Consider the following 20,468-nt stretch of genomic DNA (forward strand, 5'->3'; position numbering starts at 1 on the left):
CGGCCCGGGGTCGCAACCCGGGCCGTTCGTTGAGGCACTGCGTTCTGTCACCTCAGTGCCTCCCAGTCTATCCCGTCTCGCCGTGCGGTCAATAAAACCGCGCTGTCACTTCGACCGGCGAACCGTCAGGACACAACCAACGACCGGTGCCGCGCACCGGTCGCGGGAGGCTGCATCCAATGAAATCCACTGCGCCTATGGTGCGCAAACGCTCATCGAGCACACATCTGTCGCTCGCAGAGGACGGCGGATCGATCCCGACCTCACTTCGATACCTGCGGATCGCAGCGTCGAACGGCGGCCCACTGCGTGTGGACCTGCCCCCGCCCGGCGCCGTCCGGATGCGCAACCTCGTGCATCGCGGCACCCAAAGGCCGGTCTTCAAGGTGCCCTCCCTCACGCTTGGGCGCACGGTGCAGTGCGAGTCCTTACTCGAGTACGAAGCGGCACTGCTGCTCGACGCCTCGCCGCAGGTTCCCTCGTTCGCCGAGCAGCCCGCCCGGATCCACTACAGCCTCTGCGGTACGGCGCGAAGCCACATTCCGGACTACGCCGTGCAGGTGGGGAGGCGCAAGGCCTTTCTCGAGATCAAGTTCAATAAGGATGTCACCACCGAGGTCAACGAACGCACCGCTGTTCTCAAGAATGAGCTCTCACGCCTTGGGTGGGAGTACCACCTGCTCACGGAAAGCGCTCTGCGCCACGGCAGCTTGCTCGAAAACGCGAAAAGCATTCTGCGGCGCGCCCGCCATGCGACGAGCGAAATCGACTCACTTCGGGTGCTCGAACATCTGCGCGGAGGCTTGGGCAAAACCTTGGGCGACTACGGCTGGACCGCACACCAGAGCGTGCAGGCAGCGCACGTTGCGCAGCTCATCACAGATGGACATGCGGCCGTCGACTGGCGTGAGCCTTTGACCGACGCCTCTCCTGTGTGTGCAACCCACGCCCTCAAGGAGGAGGCTGCCCCATGGCTGCTGGCGCCTTCCGCGTAGGTAATCGCTTCGTCCAGAGTGACGGCCTCTACCGTGTTGCACGACATCTTGGGAACGGCATCCTGGCGATTGAGGATCTGCGCGCCGGTCGCTTTCTCGAACGCTCCGTGGCCGATCTGCTGGCGGCATGGGGCCGCGGCGAGCTGGTGTTTGGCGACCGCCCTCTTCCCGACAGTGATGAGGCGGTCCGCGAGGCTTTGCGGCACGCCCACACCGATGCCTTCCGCCAGAGCTACTCGCAGGAGCAACAGGAGCGCGCCAAAGCCAAGCTCGTCTACGTCTCACGATTGAGCCCATTGCCACGCTCGGAAAACATCATGACGCCCGTCATCAAGGAGGTCTGGGACGACACGGCGCTCTGGAAGGGCACGTTCACCTTCGACCGCCCGCCGCACTTCACCACCGTCGCCAAATGGATCCGCGTTTACCACGACGCCGACAAGGACATTCGGGCTCTCATCGACCGCCATCTGGAGAAGGGCAACCGGGACGAGCGCTACGACCCGATCGTGATCCGCATGGTCGAAGACATGATCGAGACGCGCTACCTGACGCTCGAGCGCCCCACGATCACCTCGCTCCGCAAGGACCTCAAGGGCATGGTCGCAGTTGAGAACGTGACGCGCCTGCGCGCAGAGCAATTAAAGGCGCCCTCGTATGACTACCTGAAGCGTCAGATCGCGCAGCTGGCGCCCTATGACGTGTGCAAGGCGAGATTCGGACAGCGCGTCGCCGACATCAAATTCCGCTTCGCAACCAAGGGGGTTGATGCGCAGCGTCCATTGGGCCGGGCTTGCATGGACCACTGTCGAATGGACGTGTTCGTCATCGACGAACGAACCGGTCTGCCGCTGGGACGGCCGTGGTTGACGGTCGTGATCGACGAGTTCACCCGGTACATCCTCGGCTACTACCTGAGCTTCGAGGAGCCCAGCAGCGTAAGCATGACCCGGGCGCTTCGGCATGCGCTGCGTCCGAAAGACCCTTCGCCCGACGCGAAGTGCGCATGGGACGCCTGGGGCATCATGGACATGTTGGTCGTCGACAACGGCATGGAATTCCACGCACGAGCGCTTGAAGCCGGCGCGGGACGGTTCGGCATCGCCGTCCAGTTCTGTCCGCGCCGCAAGCCCTGGTACAAGGGCAAGGTCGAACGCCATTTCGGGACGCTCAACACCGGGCTCCTGGTGGACATGAAGGGCAAGACGTTCTCGAATCTGGTGCTGAAGGGCGACTACGACCCCGCCAAGCATGCCGTCATGACGCTGGGAACCCTGCGTCGGGTCGTCCACACGTGGATCGTCGACGTCTACCACCAGGAGGACCACCGGGGCCTGAAGAATCGGCCGCCCTCGTTGGTGTGGGACCAGAGCATTGGGACGGTAGACCGTTTTCTTCCGCCCTCCTCACTCACGCTCGAATCGGCCTTCAGCAAATCGGACATGCGGCGCCTGACCCACAAGGGCATCGAGTTCGATTCGCTGTTCTATAACAGTGCAGAGCTGGGCGCATTGCGCGAGCAGCACGGCCACGAATTCGATGTTGAAGTACGCAGTTGCGACGATGACCTGGGCTCGCTCATCGTCGTCGCACCTGACGGCAAGACGCTTGTCAAAGTACCAGCGCTGGACCAGGACTACGCCGCCGGACTGACCCGGTGGCAACACAAGGTCTGCCGACGATACCGAGCGCGTGTCCTCGACGAAGACGCTCGCCAGATCAGCCTGCTGGACGCTCGCAACCGCATCCGCGACATGATCCGCGAGGACATGGCGATGGGCTCGAAGAAGACCCGCAACAAGCAACAGCGGTTTCTTCAGGACGATTGCACGGTGGTTCCCCCTGAGCCGCGGGTCAACGCCGATGAGACGGCAAATGCGGCGGCGGCGATGGCTGCAGCTGCAGGTCAAGCTGCGGCTGCGACGGAACGTGCCCAGGCGGATGCGGGTGACGGTGCCGCCCCACCAATTGCCCGGGCGCGCCGCACGCGGAAGAAGAACGACGATGCGCAGCCGCCCGATGCTGCAGCGGATGCCGTTCCCGAGTTTTCCAGTCGACGGGTCGCGGGAGGCCACCGATGACGGCCAAGAAAGCTGCGAATCTGAAGCAGTACTACAACATTGTCTCGCGGATCCGTATCGAGCACGACGTGTATCGCGACATCTTTGATGAGCTGGTCGAGGCGTATGACTCGGTCGGGCACACGGCGACGCCGGTGTTCGTGCTCATCACCGGCGACACGCGTACCGGAAAATCAAGCGTCGTGAAGGATTTGTTCGACACCTACCTGCCGAGCCAGGGGCGGGGCGAAGCGGTCCAGCGCATCGTCTACGCCGTCGCACCGGCCAAGGCCACCCTGAAGTCACTGCTCGAGGCGCTGCTCAAGGGCCTCGGCGACCCGTTCTGGAGTCGCGGCACGGAGTCCAACATGACCCAGCGTCTCTACACCATGCTCGACGCGGTCGAGTGCAGGATGATCGTTCTCGACGAGTTCCAGCACATCTGCGACAAGGGGCAAAAAAAGAAGCTGGACGTGCTCGCCGACTGGCTCAAGGTCTTCATCGAATCGCGCAAGTACGGTCTCGTCGCTGTTGGGCTCCCGATCGCGGCATCGGTCGTCTACGATCACCCGCAGTTGGTGGGCCGCTTTGATGCGGCCCTGCGGATGCCGCTCTTCGATTGGACGGATCCGGCATCCGTCGCCCAGTTCCGCGGCGTGCTCCGTCAGTTCCAGCGCGAGTTGCAACCGTTCGACATGCCCGCATTGGATAGCCGCGAAATGGCACTGCGGATGTATCTCGCCACCGCCGGCCGCATCGGCCTGGTGGCCAAACTCCTGGATCGGGTCGTGCGCAATGCGATCCGCGCCGGGACGCTGCAGATCCGGCTCGAGGATTTCGGCAAGGCCTACCGGCGGGCGATCTGGTCCGCCGAGCGTTTTCCCGTGGAGGGCGGCCCCTTCGGAGCCGGGATGGTTGAATTAATGGGCGAGGACGTGCGCACGGCGGTGCTTACCACTGCCGCTCTTGAGCCCGTCGCCGACCGCAGTGCCTCCGTGTCCGTCCACGGCGGCGAGGCCACGGCGGCTCCCGCGCACAAGACGCCCAGCAGCGGTCGCGGCGCCCCGGCTTCGAGTGCACGCGACGGGACAACTCAAACGCGTCGCGGCGCCGGGGATCGGGAGCGGTTGAAACGCGAGCTCGGGAGGGCGCTATGAAGCTTGTAGTCACCCCCAAGCCGCTCGCCTACGAGTCCCTCATGGGCTACGCGCTTCACCTGACGGAGGCCAACGGCTATCCCTCGATCTCCTACGTGACCTCCGCCCTGAACGGGCGGTGGTATGGATCGACCATCGGGCGACTCGACGCCGCGCCGTTGGCCGAGATGGCGCACTTGGAGGCCGCAGAGATCGAGCGGCTGACGATGCGGCCCTCCGCGCGCCCGAGAGCCTTCGTGCGCGTCTTCGGCAATGACCTGCCCAGCGCCGAGGTCAGCAGTCGAGAGCCGAAGATCTGTCCGTTGTGCCTCAAGGATGGCCGTCGCTGCGAGGCGTTCTGGGAGCTGACGCAGGCAGCCGCGTGTCCGCGTCACAGCGTCGAACTCGTATCGACCTGTCCGCAGTGCGACAAGCAACTTCGATGGTCTAGGAAGCGGACGAACCAATGCAAGTGCGGCGCGGATCTGACCGCCTGGCCCACCCGGCCAGTCTCGACGCATCTCGCGGATCTAATGGGCCTGCTGCGTGCGATGACCTATCGTGACCAGCTGGGCGAGCCAGTACCCGCACAGTGGCGCCACCTGCAGCACCTGACCCTCCGGCAGCTGTGCAAGTTGACCTGGACGCTCAGCTTCGTCGCTCAAGGCGATGGCGTGGGGCGGGAACGTTCGAAAGCCCGTAAGAACTACCGGAGTGAGTTGAACGCGGTGGCACATGCGTTGTCGGACTGGCCCCACAACTTTCGCTTGTTCCTTGCCGACCGTTACAGCGCGTCCGTGTCCGACCCGCAATCATTGCCCGCCTTCCATCGACTCTTTGCTTGGCTCAAGGGGTCGCTAATCAAGAATGTTGAAGGTGGAGCGACCGCATTTCAATTCATCCGCGACGAGGTGCACCGCTTTGCCAGCCAGCACTGGACGCGCTCGACGGTTGCCCGGGACAGCAGCGACGCGCTCGCCCCCGATCTTACTTTTCGCTGGGGAACCTACGGCGAGGCCTGCGAGGTCACGGGGCTCCATATCCTGACGTTGCAGAAGCTCGTTCGCGCCGGGGAGATCAAGTCCAAGAAGGTGGCCACCGACGGCACACGCACAACCGTCGTTGATCTGGAGCACGCACGTGCGTTTCGGCAGTCGCAATCTCGCCACCCCGCGGCATGTATTCGCAGGGCTGCAAAACAAGTGGGCGTTTCGATCGAGACTCTGAAGGCGATGTGCGACTCAGGACTGTATCAGCGCAACCATCGAGCGGCGATGCCGCAATCCCTGACGGTCGAAGACGTGGCGGCGCTGGCTGCGCGCTTGAACGGACTGCTCCGAGGAAAGCGCCTTCTACGCGCCGAAGGAATCACCAGCCTTGATCAGGCACTCACTGCTTCGCACGCATCGCCAGCGGAAAAAGCGACCGTCTACGAACGTCTGCTGGAGGATCCGGATCTCGTAGTGGGACGACTCACCAAGGGGCCGGGACTTGGTGGGCGCCTGCAGGTGAAGGCTGCGGCGATTGAGGCTCTCGTCGCCGGCATGCGCGACGGCGATGTGTGCGTCACTGTGCGCGTTGCCGCCACGCAACTCGAGTGCGCCGACGCGGTGATCACCGGTCTGAAACGGGCAGGTCACTTGCAGTGCCGCACATTTCGCGGCCGCATCTACCCGTGCCGAGCGTCAGTGAATCATTTTGATGAGACCTACGAATCGATGTCACGCGTCAGTCGACGAACGGGTGTCCCTATCAAACGCATCTATGCCCGTTTCGATTTCGCGCAAGTTCAATACATTCGAGTTCGAACGGCTCAGTACGTCACGATGTTCGTGCGACGATCGGACATACAGATCGCCGAAACACTCATCCGAAAGCTGGCTTAGGTTTCACCGCTCTGCGCCTCTGAGGGCGGCAGGACCTCGCGTGGCCCAATTACTCATCAAGCACCGTGCTGATGACGGCCATGCAGATTCTGAAACAGGTTTTTGGCGCTATGGAACCCAGCGATATGCAGTTCTAGTCCACCAGCCCCGTATGCCAACCCGGCTGCATGCACATGTCGAGCAGCATGACTGTTCCGGTTGGGACCGACCACATTGCCGACGTTGATCAGCCGAGGTCCGCTTTTGGCCGAAAGCGGACGTCGCAGGCGGTCCAGCGTCCTTTTAGACTCGTGCAATGCAACCTCAACCACCTGAGCTCGACGGGCGCGCGGATGAGTCGGTTGGGCTACACCTGCGCTACGTCGACGCCTTCCAGAACGCTGTTTTTCCGTCGGCGCTGCGAAGTGCCATAGCCCACGACGCGATTCTTCTGGCCATGGAACACCATGCTGCGATCGCGACCCTGGTGCGCTTCAGGCACTTTGCGACAGCACACGCGTTGATCCGAGCATTGATGGAAACGACATTTCGTGCGCTTTGGCTCGTCTACGTCGCGGACTTTGACTCGGTCGAGCGTTTTTGTCGCGGGGAGAGCAAAACCCGACTTGGATGACTTGGCTCGCTACTTGGCGAAGCGAGGGCCGCAAGAGCTGCAACGTCTCGGCTCGACAATCCTGGAACAAACACACGTGTTCCATAGCTACGCTCACGCGGGACTCGAACAGCTTGTCCGGAGAAGGAATGGATTCCAAATGTCTGAGGTTTGGCTCTGCCTGCTCATCGCAGACATGTTCGGTGTGCTCGCTGGTGAGGTGGCTGCAGTTCTGACGAAGAGCGACGCACTGCGGGCACTGACCGTTGCCAACGCGCCGCGGTTACCCGTGGAAGCAGCGACCGTCATGCCTGAAATCGAGCTGCCGCCGCCCGAGTGGACAGGCGCTTTGCCTGACGCGCCGAGCTGGGCGGATCCGCGGTAGCCGCGTTAGCGTCCGCTTTCGACCCAATGTGACGTCGGACGAGCTGGTGCGCCCCATCAGAAGTACGGCTATGGCACGTGCAACGGTCGAATTGCGCACCCAGAGACCTGACGCTCCGTTGAGGAAGGCAGCGGTCGCTAGGGCCGCTGAGGTCGCGACACGGCTCAGTGCGCAGCCCGCCAGCCCATCAGTCTTGTTGACGGCTCGACGCATGCCGCGTTCGCCGCGTGTCCAGTGGACGGCGACGCCTCCGCCGCGTAGTGAGTCTGCCGTTGCGATCAACTCGGCATCGCGGTCGCGACGCCGAATCGGACCGCACTAGGGGCGGCCAAGAACTAGACGAGTTCGGCAGCACTGAACGACACGCCAATCGGGACGGCATCCGTGGAGATACCGTCCCTAGGCCTGCGTCAGATCAGTTTCCGGCGCGACCGCTGATGTAGTCGCTGGCGAGCGCGAAGGCCTGGGCGCCGACCTTGCGGCCCAATGCGCGCGACTGCATGTCGCCCTGGACGAAGTGAATTCCGCCATATCGACGCGAGATCCCTGCCTCGTCCGCGGCCGCGGAGAACGTCGGCCACGACAACGTGACGTCGTGTGCAGGCACCAGCCCGGGCTCGACGCGCGACGAGCCCGCGGGACTCGTGACCGACGCGCCGAACCTGTCGCTGCCCGTGTACAGCTTCAGCACTTCCGCAGCAGCTGCGCTGAACGCGCTGTGGCCGGATACGTACTCCGAGAAAGGCGGCGTAACGACCGTGCTGGCCTGGTAAGGCTGCCAGTCGCGCCCGTTCATCACGCGCGCGCCCTTGCCCGGGCCACCCCACGCGAGAATCGGACGGTCCTTGAAGAGGTAATGGACCGCACTGACCGGACGGATGTAATCGAACTGCCGCTTGTAGCCCCAGACGGCCACGCTGGCGTCGAGCACCGCGCTGGTCATCGCGAAATTCATCGTGACGTCCTGCGACAGCGTGTGGTGGTCGCGTTCGGAAACATATTTGGCGAACAGCACCCAGTGGCCCGGCGGCAGCTCGGACCTGGGGCCGTCGGCCCAGTATTCGGCGATGACCTTCTTGCGGTCGTCGAGCGTCGCACTGTAGTGGACGATCTCGAGCACCTGCTTGCGGTACTCCGGCGTGCCGTACCTGGCCGGGTTCGTGACCGGGAACTGGTTGTAGCCGTGCAGCGCGAACGGCTTCACCCGTCCCCAGAAGGGGGCGATGCAGGTCTGCGTCACGAACCCGCCGTGCCCGTCGGACACCCGCAGCGGCTGCCAGTGGTTGGGGTCGACGATCTGGTCGAAGAAGTTCACGGGCACGTACTGGGTGTAGTCGCTGTACGCGCCCGCATGCATGTCACCGAGCTGGTTGGACCCGTCGTGGTGGCGGCTCTGCAGCAGTGCCGCTGCCGCGACGTTGCCGATCCCGACTGCGGTGTTGAGGTTCTGCGAGTTGTCGTCGGGGTCGTAGCCGAGGGCGGTCATCCTTGCCCTGAAGCTCGCGGCCTCCGAGGGGAAGAGGTCGAGCAGCACGCGATAGGCGGCGTAGCTGACCGCCTTGCTCCGGTTCGCATCGGTGCGTTCGGACGCCGGCCTGCGCAGCTCTCCGGCCAGCTCCGTGCCATTCGCCCGCGCATCGTAGGCGGCCCATGCGTCGTACATCGCCGTGTCGGTCATCGCCAGCATGCGCGCGACCATCGGCGGGCCGGGATGCGTGGTGCGGATGGCTTGGAGTGCTTCGTCGTTCCAGTCGGTCGCGACTGTTCTGGCGGCGGCCGTACCGCTGGCCATCGCCATGATGCAGGCGAAGGTCAGTGCGTGAATTCGAGTTGGTGCGCGCATGGATCGATCCTTGAGTGTTGGCGGGCGAGACCCCGCTTGCCGGGGTCGAAATCTGTGCTGTGGGCTGCTTGGCTCGGGCATCCGCCGGGACATCAGGACCCGTCGCCGGCCGGACTGATGCCCAAAGCGGCGCGCCAGCCGACTGAATCGTTGTCCAAACGCGGCCTGAACCGCTGTTCCCCGAAATTTGCCCCGCGTCACAATTAAACGATGCCGTCACGCGACATTCAGTAACCATTGATACCGAGGCCGGGAATGGTCCGACCGGCGGGGCCGCTCGTTAGAAAATCGTTATGGCCTTACCGTCGCGCCGGCAGAGCATGGGCACCGAGGCGAGCAACGGTCCCCGTCGGCCTGTTCCGGGTACCGGGCTGCACGCGCGACGGACGGTCATGCCGCGGCGAATCCTTTTCCGATCCGTATGCCTCTCATAGGCATGTCTGCCGGGAGGGCGCCGAGTGACGGAGACGGGATACGTATGAACACACCTCTCGCTGAGGCCGGTTCGGCGGCCGCCGGCTTCACGTCGCAACGCAGTCGGGCAGCACGGTGAGCGCGCGCGACGATGTAAGTTCGTTGACCGAGGGCCAGGCCGCCGCACGCGGCGCGCGCGCCAGCGCCGCGGTGTTTCATGCCGCGCAAGGGCTCACCGCGCAGCCGTGACATACGACCTGCCCTTCGACCGGTCACTTCTGGACCGGCACCCGTCGACGCAGGCGATCACCGGCGAGCGCTGGGCGTGCGCGCTCACGGAATCTTGCGTGGCGCGTTTCGCCGATGGCGCGCAAGTCAGCGGAACCGACGGCGGTTGTGACCGTTACTTCTCGATCGTGCTGTCTGGTGCGCTGCGGATCCGTGCGAACTCACGCGACGGGCGGAGCCTCGGAATTCATCGGGTTCCCGCCGGAGATCTCTGCACCGTGACCGTGCTATCGCTTTACCAGGCGTCCGCGCCGGTCGACGTGGTCGCCGAGGGCGCGACGACCCTGCTTCGGGTTCCGACCCGGCACTTTTCGGCGCTGCTCGAAGAACCGCCATTCCGGACGTTCGTCATGCGTGCTCTGACCGGAAACGTCGCCGCGCTGCTGCTGCGTGCCGGTGAGACCAGCTTCGAAGGCCTTCGGGAGCGGATCCTGCGCCGCGTCGACCAGGCACGCCGGAACGGCGAAGCCTGCATCGCCGTGTCCCACAAGGAACTCGCCGACGAGCTGGGAAGCACCCGCGAAGCGATCAGTCGCGTGCTGAAGGAACTCGAGAAGCAGGGAATGCTGACGCTCGGGCGTCGCGCCATCATGCCGGGGCCGGCGAAGTCCTGAGCCACGGATGCCGCGACCACAACCAACGCTGCTAACGCCCGGTATGGCGAAGGCGCGCAGTCGCCCCGACGTCGCGACGAGCACGTGTCGGCTCTTGCCGCGGCCGTGGGGTCCTAGCAGGGCTGTGGACGGCATTCGTGGCAAGGACAGCTGCGGTAGCGTCGTGGTGCTGCCGCCGACTCTCGGCAGCCCGTCAGCCGGCGAAGCAACTCGCGTCTGTATCTGCAAGTCGATCGATTCCAGTGCTTCTCACACCAGAGTGCTGGGAAACAACGTCACTCGCGGACTCGGTACCCGGCCTGTCGATTCGGTGGTGATGCCCCGTCCCGAAATCCGATGGTGCACCGCTTGATCGCGCAGAGATTCGTGGTCCTGGCAGCGCTACTCGTGGTGCTGCTCGTTCTCGAACGCGGCTTCGGCTTTCGCCGCGACGGCGTCGGCCTGCGCCGCAAATTCACCAACGTGGTGTTGGGGTTCGGCTCGGCCCTCCTCGCCCGCGTGCTGCTGCCGAACGGAGTCGTTGCTGTCACGGCTTTCGCGGTCACGCATCACCTAGGCCTGCTGAACCACGTGGCCTGGACACCAGCGACCGAAGCCTTTCTCGCCATTATCGCCTTCGACCTGGGCCTTTATCTGCAGCACCGCGCGTTCCACCGCATTCCCTCCCTCTGGCGCGTGCATCGCGTGCACCACAGCGACCCGCAGTTCGACGCGACCCTCGGACTGCGCTTCCATCCCGCCGAGATCCTCATCTCCGCGCTGTACAAAATTGTGCTGGTGATCCTAGTCGGGCCCACCGGCACAGCGGTCGCCGGCTACGAGATCCTGCTCGCGTCGTTTTCGCTGATGACGCACGCAAACCTGCAACTGCCGCGGCGATGGGAGCGCCCGGTCGCGCTGCTCCTGGTCACGCCGGCTTGGCACCGTCTGCACCACTCGGATTTGCGCGTCTACACCGACTGTCATTTCGGCAACTTTCTGAGCGTCTGGGACCGTCTTCTCCGAACCTCGCCGAGTTCGCGCGAGCTGGACCAGCAGACCATGAGAATCGGCCTGGTCGAGACGCGCCCGGCCCCCACGGCGTCACTCGGGTATTTGCTGACGCTCCCGTTCGTCTCGGTAACCGTGCGGAACGATCAGGCCCGTCGCGAGCCCAGCGAATGAAGCCGGTCGTTCGCTCGCCGCGGACGGCGGATCGGCCTGCATGGACGCGGCTCGCAGATCAGGCTGACCCATTCAGCCGCGCCTCTCTCCGCGCAAAGGAATTTTGTAGGTCCCGAATCCTTTTCGGCGATCCATGGCTCTAGTGGACATGGATCCAGAAATTCAATCGCCGCCAGCCTCCCATCGCGCGCGCGTCATCGGCGCGGCGCTCCTGCTGGCGTTGGCAGGCGTCGCAGCGTGGCAGCTGGATTCGCATGGGTGGCTGACGCTGGAGACGCTCAACGTGCGACACGCAGAACTGGCCCTGCGGGTCGCGGAGCATCCCACTGCATCCGCAGCCTTGTTCTTCGTCGTTTACGCCGTCGCCGCCGCGCTCGCGATGCCGGGTGCGTTGGTTCTCACACTCGCGGCGGGCGCGCTGTTCGGTTTCGTCGAAGCCGTGGCGCTGGTGTCGTTCGCGAGCTCCATCGGGGCGAGCATGGCCTTTCTGACCAGCCGCCGGCTGCTGCGCGAGCCGTTGCGCCGTAGCTATCGCGAGAAGCTCGACCAGTTCGACGAAGGTATCCGGCGCGATGGCGCGCTCTACTTGCTGTCGCTGCGGCTGGTGCCGGCGATTCCGTTCTTCTTGGTCAACGTGCTCGCCGGGCTGTCCCCACTTCGCCTGCGAACGTTCTATCCGGTGAGCCAGATCGGGATGCTGCCGGCGACTGTTGCCTATGTGTATGCGGGACGGCAGCTGGCGGTGCTGCATTCCCCGAGCGATGTCTTGTCGCCGTCGATGATTCTCGCACTGCTCCTGCTCGGTGCGGTACCGATCGCGACCAAGGGCGCATTGCAGGCGATGCGCGACGGACGCGCGAATGCAGGTCACCGTCGCCCGTCCCGCTTCGACTACAACGTCGTCGTGATCGGCGCCGGATCCGCGGGACTGGTCGCGTCCTACATTGGATCCACCGTCGGCGCGAAGGTCGCTCTGATCGAACGTGACCGCATGGGCGGAGACTGCCTCAACACCGGCTGCGTGCCGTCGAAAGCCTTGTTGCGCAGCGCGCACGTGGCCGCCCAGGTGCGTGATGCGAAGCGGTACGGGGTCAGTTGCGGATCCGTGGACGTCGACTTCGCGGCGGTGATGCAACGCATCCGCGACGTCATCGCACGGGTCGAGCCGCACGACTCTCGCGAACGCTATACGGGCATGGGGGTCGACGTCATCAGCGGCGACGCGACGATTCGCACGCCGTGGGCCGTTGAGGTATGTGGCCGAACGATCACGGCGCGCTCGATCGTCCTCGCGACCGGCGCGAAACCGACGGTGCCGCCGATCGCGGGGCTGGACGCGGTCGAGCCACTGACGTCCGACACGGTGTGGAACCTGCGCGAGCGTCCGCATCGCCTGCTCGTGCTTGGTGGTGGGCCGATCGGCTGCGAGCTGGCGCAGGCCTTCGCGCGGCTGGGCTGCACGGTGGTCCTCGTGGAACGTGCCGACCGGTTGCTGGTACGCGAGGATCCGGAGGCGTCGGCGTGCCTGAAGTCGGTGTTCGACGCCGAGGGCATCGACGTCCGGCTCGGCCATTCCGCGGACCGCGTCGAGGCCGCGGCCGGCGGTTCTGGAACGCTCGTCTGCACGCACGACGGCGTCGAGGTCCGTATTCCATTCGATCGCATCCTGGTCGCACTGGGCCGCACGCCGAACGCGCACGGGTTCGGACTGGAGGTGCTCGGCGTGCGCATCGAAGAGAACCGCACGGTCGGCACCAACGCGTTCCTGCGCACGTCGGTGCCCAGCATCTTCGCGGCGGGCGACGTCGCCGGGCCGTACCAGTTCACGCATGTCGCAGGCCATCAGGCCGGTTACGCCGTGCTGAATGCCTTGCTGCGGCCGTGGTGGCGGTTCCGGCAGGACCTGCGCGTCGTGCCGTGGGCGACGTTCACCGACCCCGAGATCGCCCGGGTCGGTCTGACCGAGGGCGAGGCGCGCGAGAAAGGCATCGCGTTCGAAGTCACGCGCTACGGCCTCGACGACCTCGACCGTGCCATCGCCGATGGCCGCGACAGCGGCTTCGTCAAAGTCGTTACGGCACACGGGTCCGACCGCATCCTCGGCGCCACGATCGTCGGCGCGCGTGCGCCGGAGCTTCTCGCCGAGCTCGTGCTCGCGATGAAGCACGGCCTCGGGCTCAGCAAGCTGCTGTCGACGATCCACGTCTACCCGACCTACAGCGAAGCCAACCGCTTCGTGGCGGGCAGCTGGAAACGCGCGCACGCACCACAGCGGCTGCTGCAACTCGCCGCCCGCTATTTCGCGATGCAACGTCATTAACCTGGAGGCCGCTGTGCTCACTATTTTGCTGCTCGTCGCGACACTGTTACTCGCCGCGGCGAACGGCGCAAACGACAACATCAAAGGAGCTGCGACGCTAGTCGGTTCCGGCGTCGTGCGGCAACGTCCCGCGCTCGTCATTGCGACGGTCGCCACCGGGCTTGGGGGCATCGCGGCGGCGGTACTCGCGAGCGGGCTGCTGCAGGCCTTCAGCGGCCATGGGATCGTGCCGTCGGATCTGACCACCGCGCTGCCGTTCCTGGCGAGCGTCGCGATGGCGGGCGCCGCCACTGTGTGGATCGCGACCGCCGCCGGCCTTCCCATCTCCACGACGCATGCGCTGATCGGTGCACTGCTCGGCGCGGGCTATGCGTTTGCACCGGCCAACGTGCACCTGGGCGTCGCGCTGTCGACGATGGCGGTGCCCTTGGTGACGTCGCCGGTCATCGCTTTCGTACTCGCGCTGCTGCTGGCGACACTGGTGCTGCGCAGCCGTGCCGGCGAACCGGGCCGTTCCGCTGCGCGTCCGAACCCGACGCAGGAACAGGCGCGCGTTACCGTCGAAGAGCCCGCAACGACGGAACTGACGGTAGCCGCCGACGGCACCCTCGCCGTGATCGACATGCCGGGCCGGCGCCTTCGACTTGCCGACCTGGCTCACGTGGCGAGCGCCGCGACGGTCAGCTTCGCGCGCGGCCTCAACGACACGCCGAAGATCACGGCGCTGATGGCGGCCGGCGGGATCGGATCCACGCGCGCGTTCGCGCTGGTCATGGTGGCGATGGCGGCTGGCGGCTTGGTGGCGTCACAGCGGGTGACGCGGACGCTTGCGTATCGCGTCACGCGTATCGATCCTGCCGAGGGCCTCGCCGCCAACGGCGTGACCGCCGCACTGGTGCTGCTCGCGTCGCGTTTCGGGCTGCCGGTCTCCACCACGCACGTCAGCACCGGCGCGCTGTTCGGCCTCGCTGCACGCAATGGCACGGCAGGCAGCGGCGTCATGCGCCAGATCCTGCTCGCATGGCTGGTGACCCTGCCTAGTGCGGCAGTCATCGCCTACTTCATCGCATTCCTCGTCCGCTGAGATATTCCATGACCGTCGACGCACTCCATGACTCCGTCCGTGAGTACTACGGCAGCACGCTCTCGTCCTCCAAGGATCTAAAAACCGGCGCCTGCTGCCCGGCTGAGGCGATGTCCGCCGAGGCACGTGCGGTCATCGGCGACCTGCACCCGGACGTGCTCGACCGGTTCTACGGTTGCGGCTCGCCACTGCCGCCGGCGCTCGAAGGCTGCACAGTGCTGGACTTGGGCTGCGGCAGCGGGCGCGATGCGTACATCCTGTCGCGCCTGGTCGGCCCGCAAGGGAGCGTGATCGGTGTCGACATGACACCCGAACAGCTCGATGTCGCGCGACGCCACCGCGACTGGCATGCCCAGCGCTTCGGCTACGCGGCATCGAACGTCGAGTTCGTCGATGGCGTGATCGAGGATCTCGCCGCATGCGGGATCGCGGACGCCAGCGTCGACGTGGTCGTGTCGAATTGTGTTCTGAACCTCGCGCCCGACAAGGCGCGCGTCTTCGCGGAGATCTTCCGCGTGCTCAAGCCCGGCGGTGAGCTCTACTTCTCCGATGTCTTCGCCGACCGCCGCATCCCGACGCCGCTGCGGGAAGACCCGGTGCTGCTCGGCGAATGCCTCGGCGGCGCGTTGTATACGGAAGATTTTCGACGCGTCATGGCGCAGGCGGGTTGCCTGGACGCACGCGACGTCAGCCGCGCGCCGATTCCGCTGCTGGATCCCGAGGTCGAATCGCGCATCGGCATGGTGCGGTTCCATTCGGCGACGGTGCGCGCATTCCGACTGCCCATGGAGGATCGCTGCGAGGACTACGGCCAGCTCGCGACATATCGCGGCAGCATCGCGCGGCATCCGCACGCGTTCGTGCTCGACGATCATCATCGCTTCGAGACCGGCCGCCCCATGCGGGTCTGCGGCAACACGTTCGACATGCTCGCGCGCAGTCGTTACGCCGCGCACTTCCACTTGGCGGGCGACACCTCGACGCACTTCGGCCTGTTCGACTGTGCGACGCCCGGCGCCACGCCGGCCACCCCCCCGGCGTGTTGCTGAGCCGTGGATCGCACCGCCATCGCCGCGGTCGTGCCCGCCGGCCCCGGTGACGAGGCCTGGCATAGCCTGCTGCCCGTCCTCGTAGCCTCGGGCGTGGCCGAATGCGTGCTCGTGCTGCCCGACCGCGTGCAACCGAGCGCCCCGGTGCCGACCGGTGTCCGCGTCCTCCACGCACCCCGCGGACGCGCTGCGCAACTCAACGCCGGCGCCGCCGCCACGCATGCACCCGTGCTGTGGTTCCTCCATGCCGACACCGGTATCGACGCGCGCGTGCTTGCCGGTCTGGACCGACATCTGCTCAACGGTGCGCCCGGCCTCGGCTACTTCGACCTCGCCTTCGCCAGCGACGGACCCGCGTTGGCGCGACTCAATGGCTGGGGCGCCACGCTGCGCAGTCGTCTGCTGCGCCTGCCGTTCGGCGACCAAGCCTTCGTGATCGGTCGCCACGATTTCGTTCGGCTTGGTGGCTTCCCATCGGTCGACGGCGAGGACCACGCGTTCGTATGGAGCGCGCGAGGTGCGGGTCTGCGCCTGCGTGCGCTTGGCGGCACCGTGATCACCAGTGCACGCAAATACGGCACGCGTGGCTGGTGGACTACGACCCGCCAGCACTGGTCGGCCACGCTGCGCCAGTCATGGGCGTTCTCGCGCGGAGAGCAGCGCCCATGAGCTGCGCCGTCGCGATCTTCGTGAAGACGCCCGTGCTGTCGTCGGTGAAGTCTCGGCTCTGGCCCGCGATCGGACGCCAGACGGCCGAAGCGCTGTACCTGCTGTCGGCGGAAGCCGTCGCGTCCGTCGCGTGCGAGGCAAGGCAGTCGCGGCCGCTCGAGCCCTACTGGGCGGTGGCCGAGCCCGAAGCCCTGGACGGCGACGCCTGGGCCGACCTCGCCCATGTGCCCCAAGGCGAAGGCGGACTCGGCGAGCGCATGGCGAGCGTGCATGGCGCCCTCCTCGAACGCCACGGCGCCGCGCTGCTCATCGGCGCCGACGCGCCGCAGATCACGGCCGACCATCTTCGGTCCGCGGCTGGCTGGCTCGCAGCTCCCGGGCCGCGGCTGGTGATCGGCCGCGCGGACGACGGCGGGTTCTGGCTGTTCGGCGCGAACGTCGCGATTCCGACGCACGCCTGGACTTCGGTGGCCTACAGCTGCGATGACACTGCGGAAGCATTCCGTGCGGCCGTGGGCGATGTCGGACTCTGGCGCGAACTGCCGGTCCTGCGCGACCTGGACACCGAACCCGACCTCACGCCCGTGCTGGAGGCGCTCGACGCACTTCCCGCAGCCACGCCTTCGCAGCGACGCCTCGCCGCGTGGCTCTCACGCCTCCAATCCGGCGCCGCACCCGCGACACCCTCCGTTCCCGCGACCATCCAACTGGCGGTCTGACATGCACGACACCCTTCCCCTGTTGCGCGACATCGCGTTCCCGCCGCTGCGCCGCGCGAACGTACGCACGCTTCAGCTCAACCTCGGCTATAGCTGCAACCTCAGCTGCATCCACTGCCATGTCAATGCGGGTCCGCGTCGCACCGAGACGATGTCGCGCGAGACGCTGCAGGCCGCGCTGGATGCCGCGACCGTGCTCGGCATCGAAACGCTCGACCTTACCGGCGGGTCGCCCGAGATGAATGTCGATTTCCGGTGGCTCGTCGAGACCGCGACGGCACGCGGTTTGCGCGTGATGGACCGCTTGAACCTGACGATCATGGAAGAGCCCGGCTACGACTGGGTCGGCGGCTTCCTTGCAGCGCACGGCGTGGAGGTCGTCGCGTCCCTGCCGTGCTACAGCCAGGCCAACGTCGACGAGCAGCGGGGCGATGGCGTCTTCGAAAGCTCAATCCGCGGCCTGCAGGCGCTCAATGCGCTCGGCTATGCACAACCCGACAGGGAGCTCGTTCTCAACCTCGTCTACAACCCCAACGGCGCATTCCTGCCGCCGCCTCAGGGCGCGCTCGAGGATGACTACCGCCGCCTGCTGCGCACGAATTTCGACGTCGACTTCAACCGGCTCTACACGATCGCCAACATGCCGATCCAGCGCTTCGGCTCATGGCTGGTGTCGAAGGGCCAGTTCCACGCCTACATGGGCACGCTGCGCGCAGCCCATCGCGACGGGAACCTCGAAGGCGTGATGTGTCGCTCCACGCTCAGCGTCGGCTACGACGGCGCACTCTACGACTGCGATTTCAACCAGATGCTTGGCCTTCCGATCACGCACGCCGGACGGACGATGCACGTCACCGACCTCCTGCACGCGCGGTTGCCCGACGGCATCCGGGTTGCGGGCCATTGTTATGGCTGCACGGCGGGGCAGGGTTCCAGTTGTGGTGGTGCGCTCGCTCCGTCGGAGTCCGACACAGAGCTTTCCCACGCGGGTATGGCGTGAGCTGGAAGCGGCCACCTCCAATGGGTCGCTCGTCACTTGCACTCGAGAGCCAAGGTTCGACGCGACGTGGCACACGTGCCTGCCGTCCGTGGAACCTGTCACTTTGCGCGCGACAGACACGAGGTATTGCGCACCTCGTACGAGGTCGCAGAAACGCGCGGGTAGCCAGCCCATCGGATGGGCGCGTTTCCGTCCAGCCCGCTGTACAAAGCTTTCGCCGCCCACCCGACGCACCACGCAGCCGAGCAGCTCTGATGACCGATACGCCACCGCCCGCACGTCGATACGACGACCTCAAGGCGCTTTTCCTGAACTGCACGCTCAAACGCAGCCCCGAGGTGTCGCACACCGAGCGCCTCGTCCACGTGCCGGCTGAAATCATGCGGCGGCAGGGCGTCGCCGTAGAGATAGTGCGGCCTGTCGATCGCGACCTCGCTCCGGGCGTGCAGCCCGATATGCGCACCTGCGGCTTTGATCGTGACGACTGGCCCGACCTGTGCACGAAGGTGATGGACGCCGATATCCTGGTGCTGTGCACGCCGATCTGGCTCGGCGAGCAGAGCTCGGTCTGCCGCCGCGTGATCGAGCGTCTGTACGCCGAGTCGGGCAAGACGAACGCGGCGGGCCAGTACGTCTACTACGGGCGGGTCGGCGGGGCGCTGATCACCGGCAACGAGGACGGCGCCAAGCACTGCGCATCATCATTACTGTATGCGCTGCAGCACCTGGGGTATTGCATCCCGCCCCAGGCGGACGCGGGTTGGGTCGGTGAGGCGGGCGCCGGGCCCTCTTATGGCGACGACGGCGCGGGCTACGACAATGACTTCACCCAGCGAAATGCGACTTTCATGGCGTGGAACCTGATGCATCTGGCGCGGCTGCTCCGCGACGCCGGCGGTTTCCCGGTCCATGGCAATCAGCGCACCGACTGGGACGCGGGCTGCCGCTTCGACCATCCCAATCCCGAATACCGATGAGCGTGGATCAACCGGCTTCCTCGTCGCGCGCTAGTCCGATCGAGTCGGGCACGGAGGCAGCTCGCGCCGACCTCCTGCCGCCATTGGTGCCCGATCTCGCGACGCGGCTTGTGCCCGCGTGTCTGGCGACCTGCATGTCGGGCCTGGTGTCTGCTGTCGTAACGGCGATTAACACAGGGTTTGAAGGCGGCTATCTGGGCCGGTGGCTCGGCGGGTGGGCCCTCGCGCTACCGGCCGCGGTGACCGGCGCTTACCTGTTCCGGTCCGTGGCCATCCGCATGGCACGGGCATTAGCAGCCTTGGGCGCCCTGCTGTCACGAGCGCGACTGGACGCATCGGACTGAATGCTGCGCATGCGGTTCAAGCGGTTGTCGGTCAACAGGGAAACGCCGATCCTGTGCCGCGTGACAGGCATAACTGCGCCGGCGGGTCGCGCGCCCGTTCCCCGCTACTTGGCGGTCTGCATTTCAGCCTTGGCGGCATCGACATTCGTGGCCGGCACTTCTCCCGCCAAGCGTTCGCGCACCAGCGAACGGGCGCGGTGCAGCCTCGACTTGACCGCGGGCAGGCTGAGCTGCAGCGCGTCCGCGATCTCGTTGAGCGTCCAGCCCTCGATGTCTCGGATCACCAGGATCTCCCGGTAATGCTCGGGCACGGTCGCCAGCACGCGCCCGATTTCCAACCGCAGCTCGGCTGGCTCGGCAGTAACGACAGGCTCAAGCGACGGATCAAGCGGCTGGTAGCGAAGTCGACGCCACGCTCGCCGCATGCGAGTGCATTCGCGTTTGACGATCCGGAACAGCCACGACGCCATCGCCTCCACCTGACGCAGATCCGTCAGGCGGCGTGACACCGTGAAAAGCGACTCCTGGACCGCGTCCTCCACGTCATTAACTTCGCAGTGGTACTCCGCATAACGCCGTAAATCCTGCCGCGAATGCTTCAGGACCTCGGTGAGAGCTGATGCGTCCCCGGCTCTCGCGGCAAGGACCAGCTCATCGGAAATACCCATATTGGTTTCCTCCGCCTCTCGACCACATCGTAGTGGCAATCCCTCAAAACATTGCGACCATAGTAAACCGCTACGTGTTATCCCTGCCGCGCGTGACCAAGATCCTCCGGATGCCACCACGGGTGGGTGCCCGGCCCGGCCGGTCCGACGAGGCGCCCTTCGACACGCCCGCGAAACTCGTCGGGCAACGGGCGTTGTCCTTGCCCATGTGAGCCTGGTGCAGACAGGGTCCTGCCTCGTAGTCGTAGTCGCACTCGTTCC

The 20,468-nt window shown here is 65.7% G+C and carries 18 protein-coding genes; 16 read left to right on the plus strand and 2 right to left on the minus strand.

The annotated features are described in order from the left end of the window. Positions 1–179 precede the first annotated feature (179 nt). From ACY35P_RS00970 to ACY35P_RS00995, 6 genes are all read left to right on the plus strand, one after another. The gene (locus ACY35P_RS00970) at positions 180–995 is read left to right on the plus strand and encodes a hypothetical protein (protein WP_462113943.1); all 816 of its coding nucleotides are present in this window, start codon (positions 180–182) and stop codon (positions 993–995) included. Continuing rightward, a complete protein-coding gene (locus ACY35P_RS00975; protein WP_462113944.1) occupies positions 971–3,076 on the plus strand; it encodes a transposase in 2,106 nt (701 codons plus the stop codon). The genes ACY35P_RS00970 and ACY35P_RS00975 overlap by 25 nt, the downstream gene beginning before the upstream one ends. Continuing rightward, positions 3,073–4,212, plus strand: a complete 1,140-nt coding sequence (locus ACY35P_RS00980; protein ID WP_462113945.1) for a TniB family NTP-binding protein — start codon at positions 3,073–3,075, stop codon at positions 4,210–4,212. Before ACY35P_RS00975 ends, ACY35P_RS00980 begins: the two co-directional genes overlap by 4 nt. Beyond that, on the plus strand, positions 4,209–6,077 hold the full coding sequence (locus ACY35P_RS00985; RefSeq protein WP_462113946.1) for a TniQ family protein: 1,869 nt from the start codon (positions 4,209–4,211) through the stop codon (positions 6,075–6,077). Before ACY35P_RS00980 ends, ACY35P_RS00985 begins: the two co-directional genes overlap by 4 nt. A 295-nt stretch (positions 6,078–6,372) precedes the next feature. Then, positions 6,373–6,690 carry a DUF6988 family protein gene (locus tag ACY35P_RS00990; RefSeq protein WP_462113947.1) on the plus strand — a complete coding sequence of 106 codons (318 nt, stop codon included), beginning with the start codon at positions 6,373–6,375 and terminating at the stop codon, positions 6,688–6,690. Next, positions 6,608–7,054 carry a DUF6988 family protein gene (locus tag ACY35P_RS00995; protein WP_462113948.1) on the plus strand — a complete coding sequence of 149 codons (447 nt, stop codon included), beginning with the start codon at positions 6,608–6,610 and terminating at the stop codon, positions 7,052–7,054. The genes ACY35P_RS00990 and ACY35P_RS00995 overlap by 83 nt, the downstream gene beginning before the upstream one ends. A gap of 415 nt (positions 7,055–7,469) precedes the next feature. Here the strand turns inward: ACY35P_RS00995 and ACY35P_RS01000 are convergent, their stop codons facing one another. After that, on the minus strand, positions 7,470–8,897 hold the full coding sequence (locus ACY35P_RS01000; RefSeq protein WP_462113949.1) for a vanadium-dependent haloperoxidase: 1,428 nt from the start codon (positions 8,895–8,897) through the stop codon (positions 7,470–7,472). A 659-nt stretch (positions 8,898–9,556) separates the two neighbouring features. Here ACY35P_RS01000 and ACY35P_RS01005 point away from each other — a divergent pair. The 10 genes from ACY35P_RS01005 to ACY35P_RS01050 all read left to right on the plus strand — a co-directional run bounded on the left by ACY35P_RS01005 (position 9,557) and on the right by ACY35P_RS01050 (position 19,539). Next, positions 9,557–10,213: a Crp/Fnr family transcriptional regulator gene (locus ACY35P_RS01005; protein ID WP_462113950.1), complete on the plus strand. Its 657-nt coding sequence runs from the start codon at positions 9,557–9,559 to the stop codon at positions 10,211–10,213. A gap of 339 nt (positions 10,214–10,552) precedes the next feature. Further along, complete coding sequence (locus ACY35P_RS01010; RefSeq protein WP_462113951.1) at positions 10,553–11,377, plus strand: sterol desaturase family protein; 825 nt, start codon at positions 10,553–10,555, stop codon at positions 11,375–11,377. 148 nt (positions 11,378–11,525) lie between these two features. Then, complete coding sequence (locus tag ACY35P_RS01015; RefSeq protein WP_462113952.1) at positions 11,526–13,697, plus strand: FAD-dependent oxidoreductase; 2,172 nt, start codon at positions 11,526–11,528, stop codon at positions 13,695–13,697. Positions 13,698–13,722: 25 nt separating this feature from the next. Further along, positions 13,723–14,781, plus strand: a complete 1,059-nt coding sequence (locus tag ACY35P_RS01020; protein WP_462113953.1) for an inorganic phosphate transporter — start codon at positions 13,723–13,725, stop codon at positions 14,779–14,781. A gap of 8 nt (positions 14,782–14,789) precedes the next feature. Then, on the plus strand, positions 14,790–15,830 hold the full coding sequence (locus ACY35P_RS01025) for a methyltransferase domain-containing protein (protein WP_462113954.1): 1,041 nt from the start codon (positions 14,790–14,792) through the stop codon (positions 15,828–15,830). A 3-nt stretch (positions 15,831–15,833) separates the two neighbouring features. Next, positions 15,834–16,499, plus strand: a complete 666-nt coding sequence (locus ACY35P_RS01030; RefSeq protein ID WP_462113955.1) for a glycosyl transferase family 2 — start codon at positions 15,834–15,836, stop codon at positions 16,497–16,499. Continuing rightward, positions 16,496–17,218 (plus strand): TIGR04282 family arsenosugar biosynthesis glycosyltransferase, encoded by a 723-nt coding sequence (locus ACY35P_RS01035; RefSeq protein WP_462113956.1) that lies wholly within the window; start codon positions 16,496–16,498, stop codon positions 17,216–17,218. Before ACY35P_RS01030 ends, ACY35P_RS01035 begins: the two co-directional genes overlap by 4 nt. Position 17,219: 1 nt before the next feature. Beyond that, positions 17,220–18,218, plus strand: coding sequence for an arsenosugar biosynthesis radical SAM (seleno)protein ArsS (gene arsS / locus ACY35P_RS01040; protein WP_462113957.1), 999 nt, complete (start codon positions 17,220–17,222; stop codon positions 18,216–18,218). A gap of 254 nt (positions 18,219–18,472) precedes the next feature. Then, on the plus strand, positions 18,473–19,195 hold the full coding sequence (locus tag ACY35P_RS01045) for a flavodoxin family protein (protein ID WP_462113958.1): 723 nt from the start codon (positions 18,473–18,475) through the stop codon (positions 19,193–19,195). 134 nt (positions 19,196–19,329) lie between these two features. Next, a complete protein-coding gene (locus ACY35P_RS01050) occupies positions 19,330–19,539 on the plus strand; it encodes a DUF2798 domain-containing protein (RefSeq protein WP_462113959.1) in 210 nt (69 codons plus the stop codon). A 104-nt stretch (positions 19,540–19,643) separates the two neighbouring features. Here the strand turns inward: ACY35P_RS01050 and ACY35P_RS01055 are convergent, their stop codons facing one another. After that, a complete protein-coding gene (locus ACY35P_RS01055; RefSeq protein WP_462113960.1) occupies positions 19,644–20,207 on the minus strand; it encodes an RNA polymerase sigma factor in 564 nt (187 codons plus the stop codon). Positions 20,208–20,468: the final 261 nt, after the last annotated feature.

This window comes from Lysobacter xanthus (assembly GCF_047159895.1).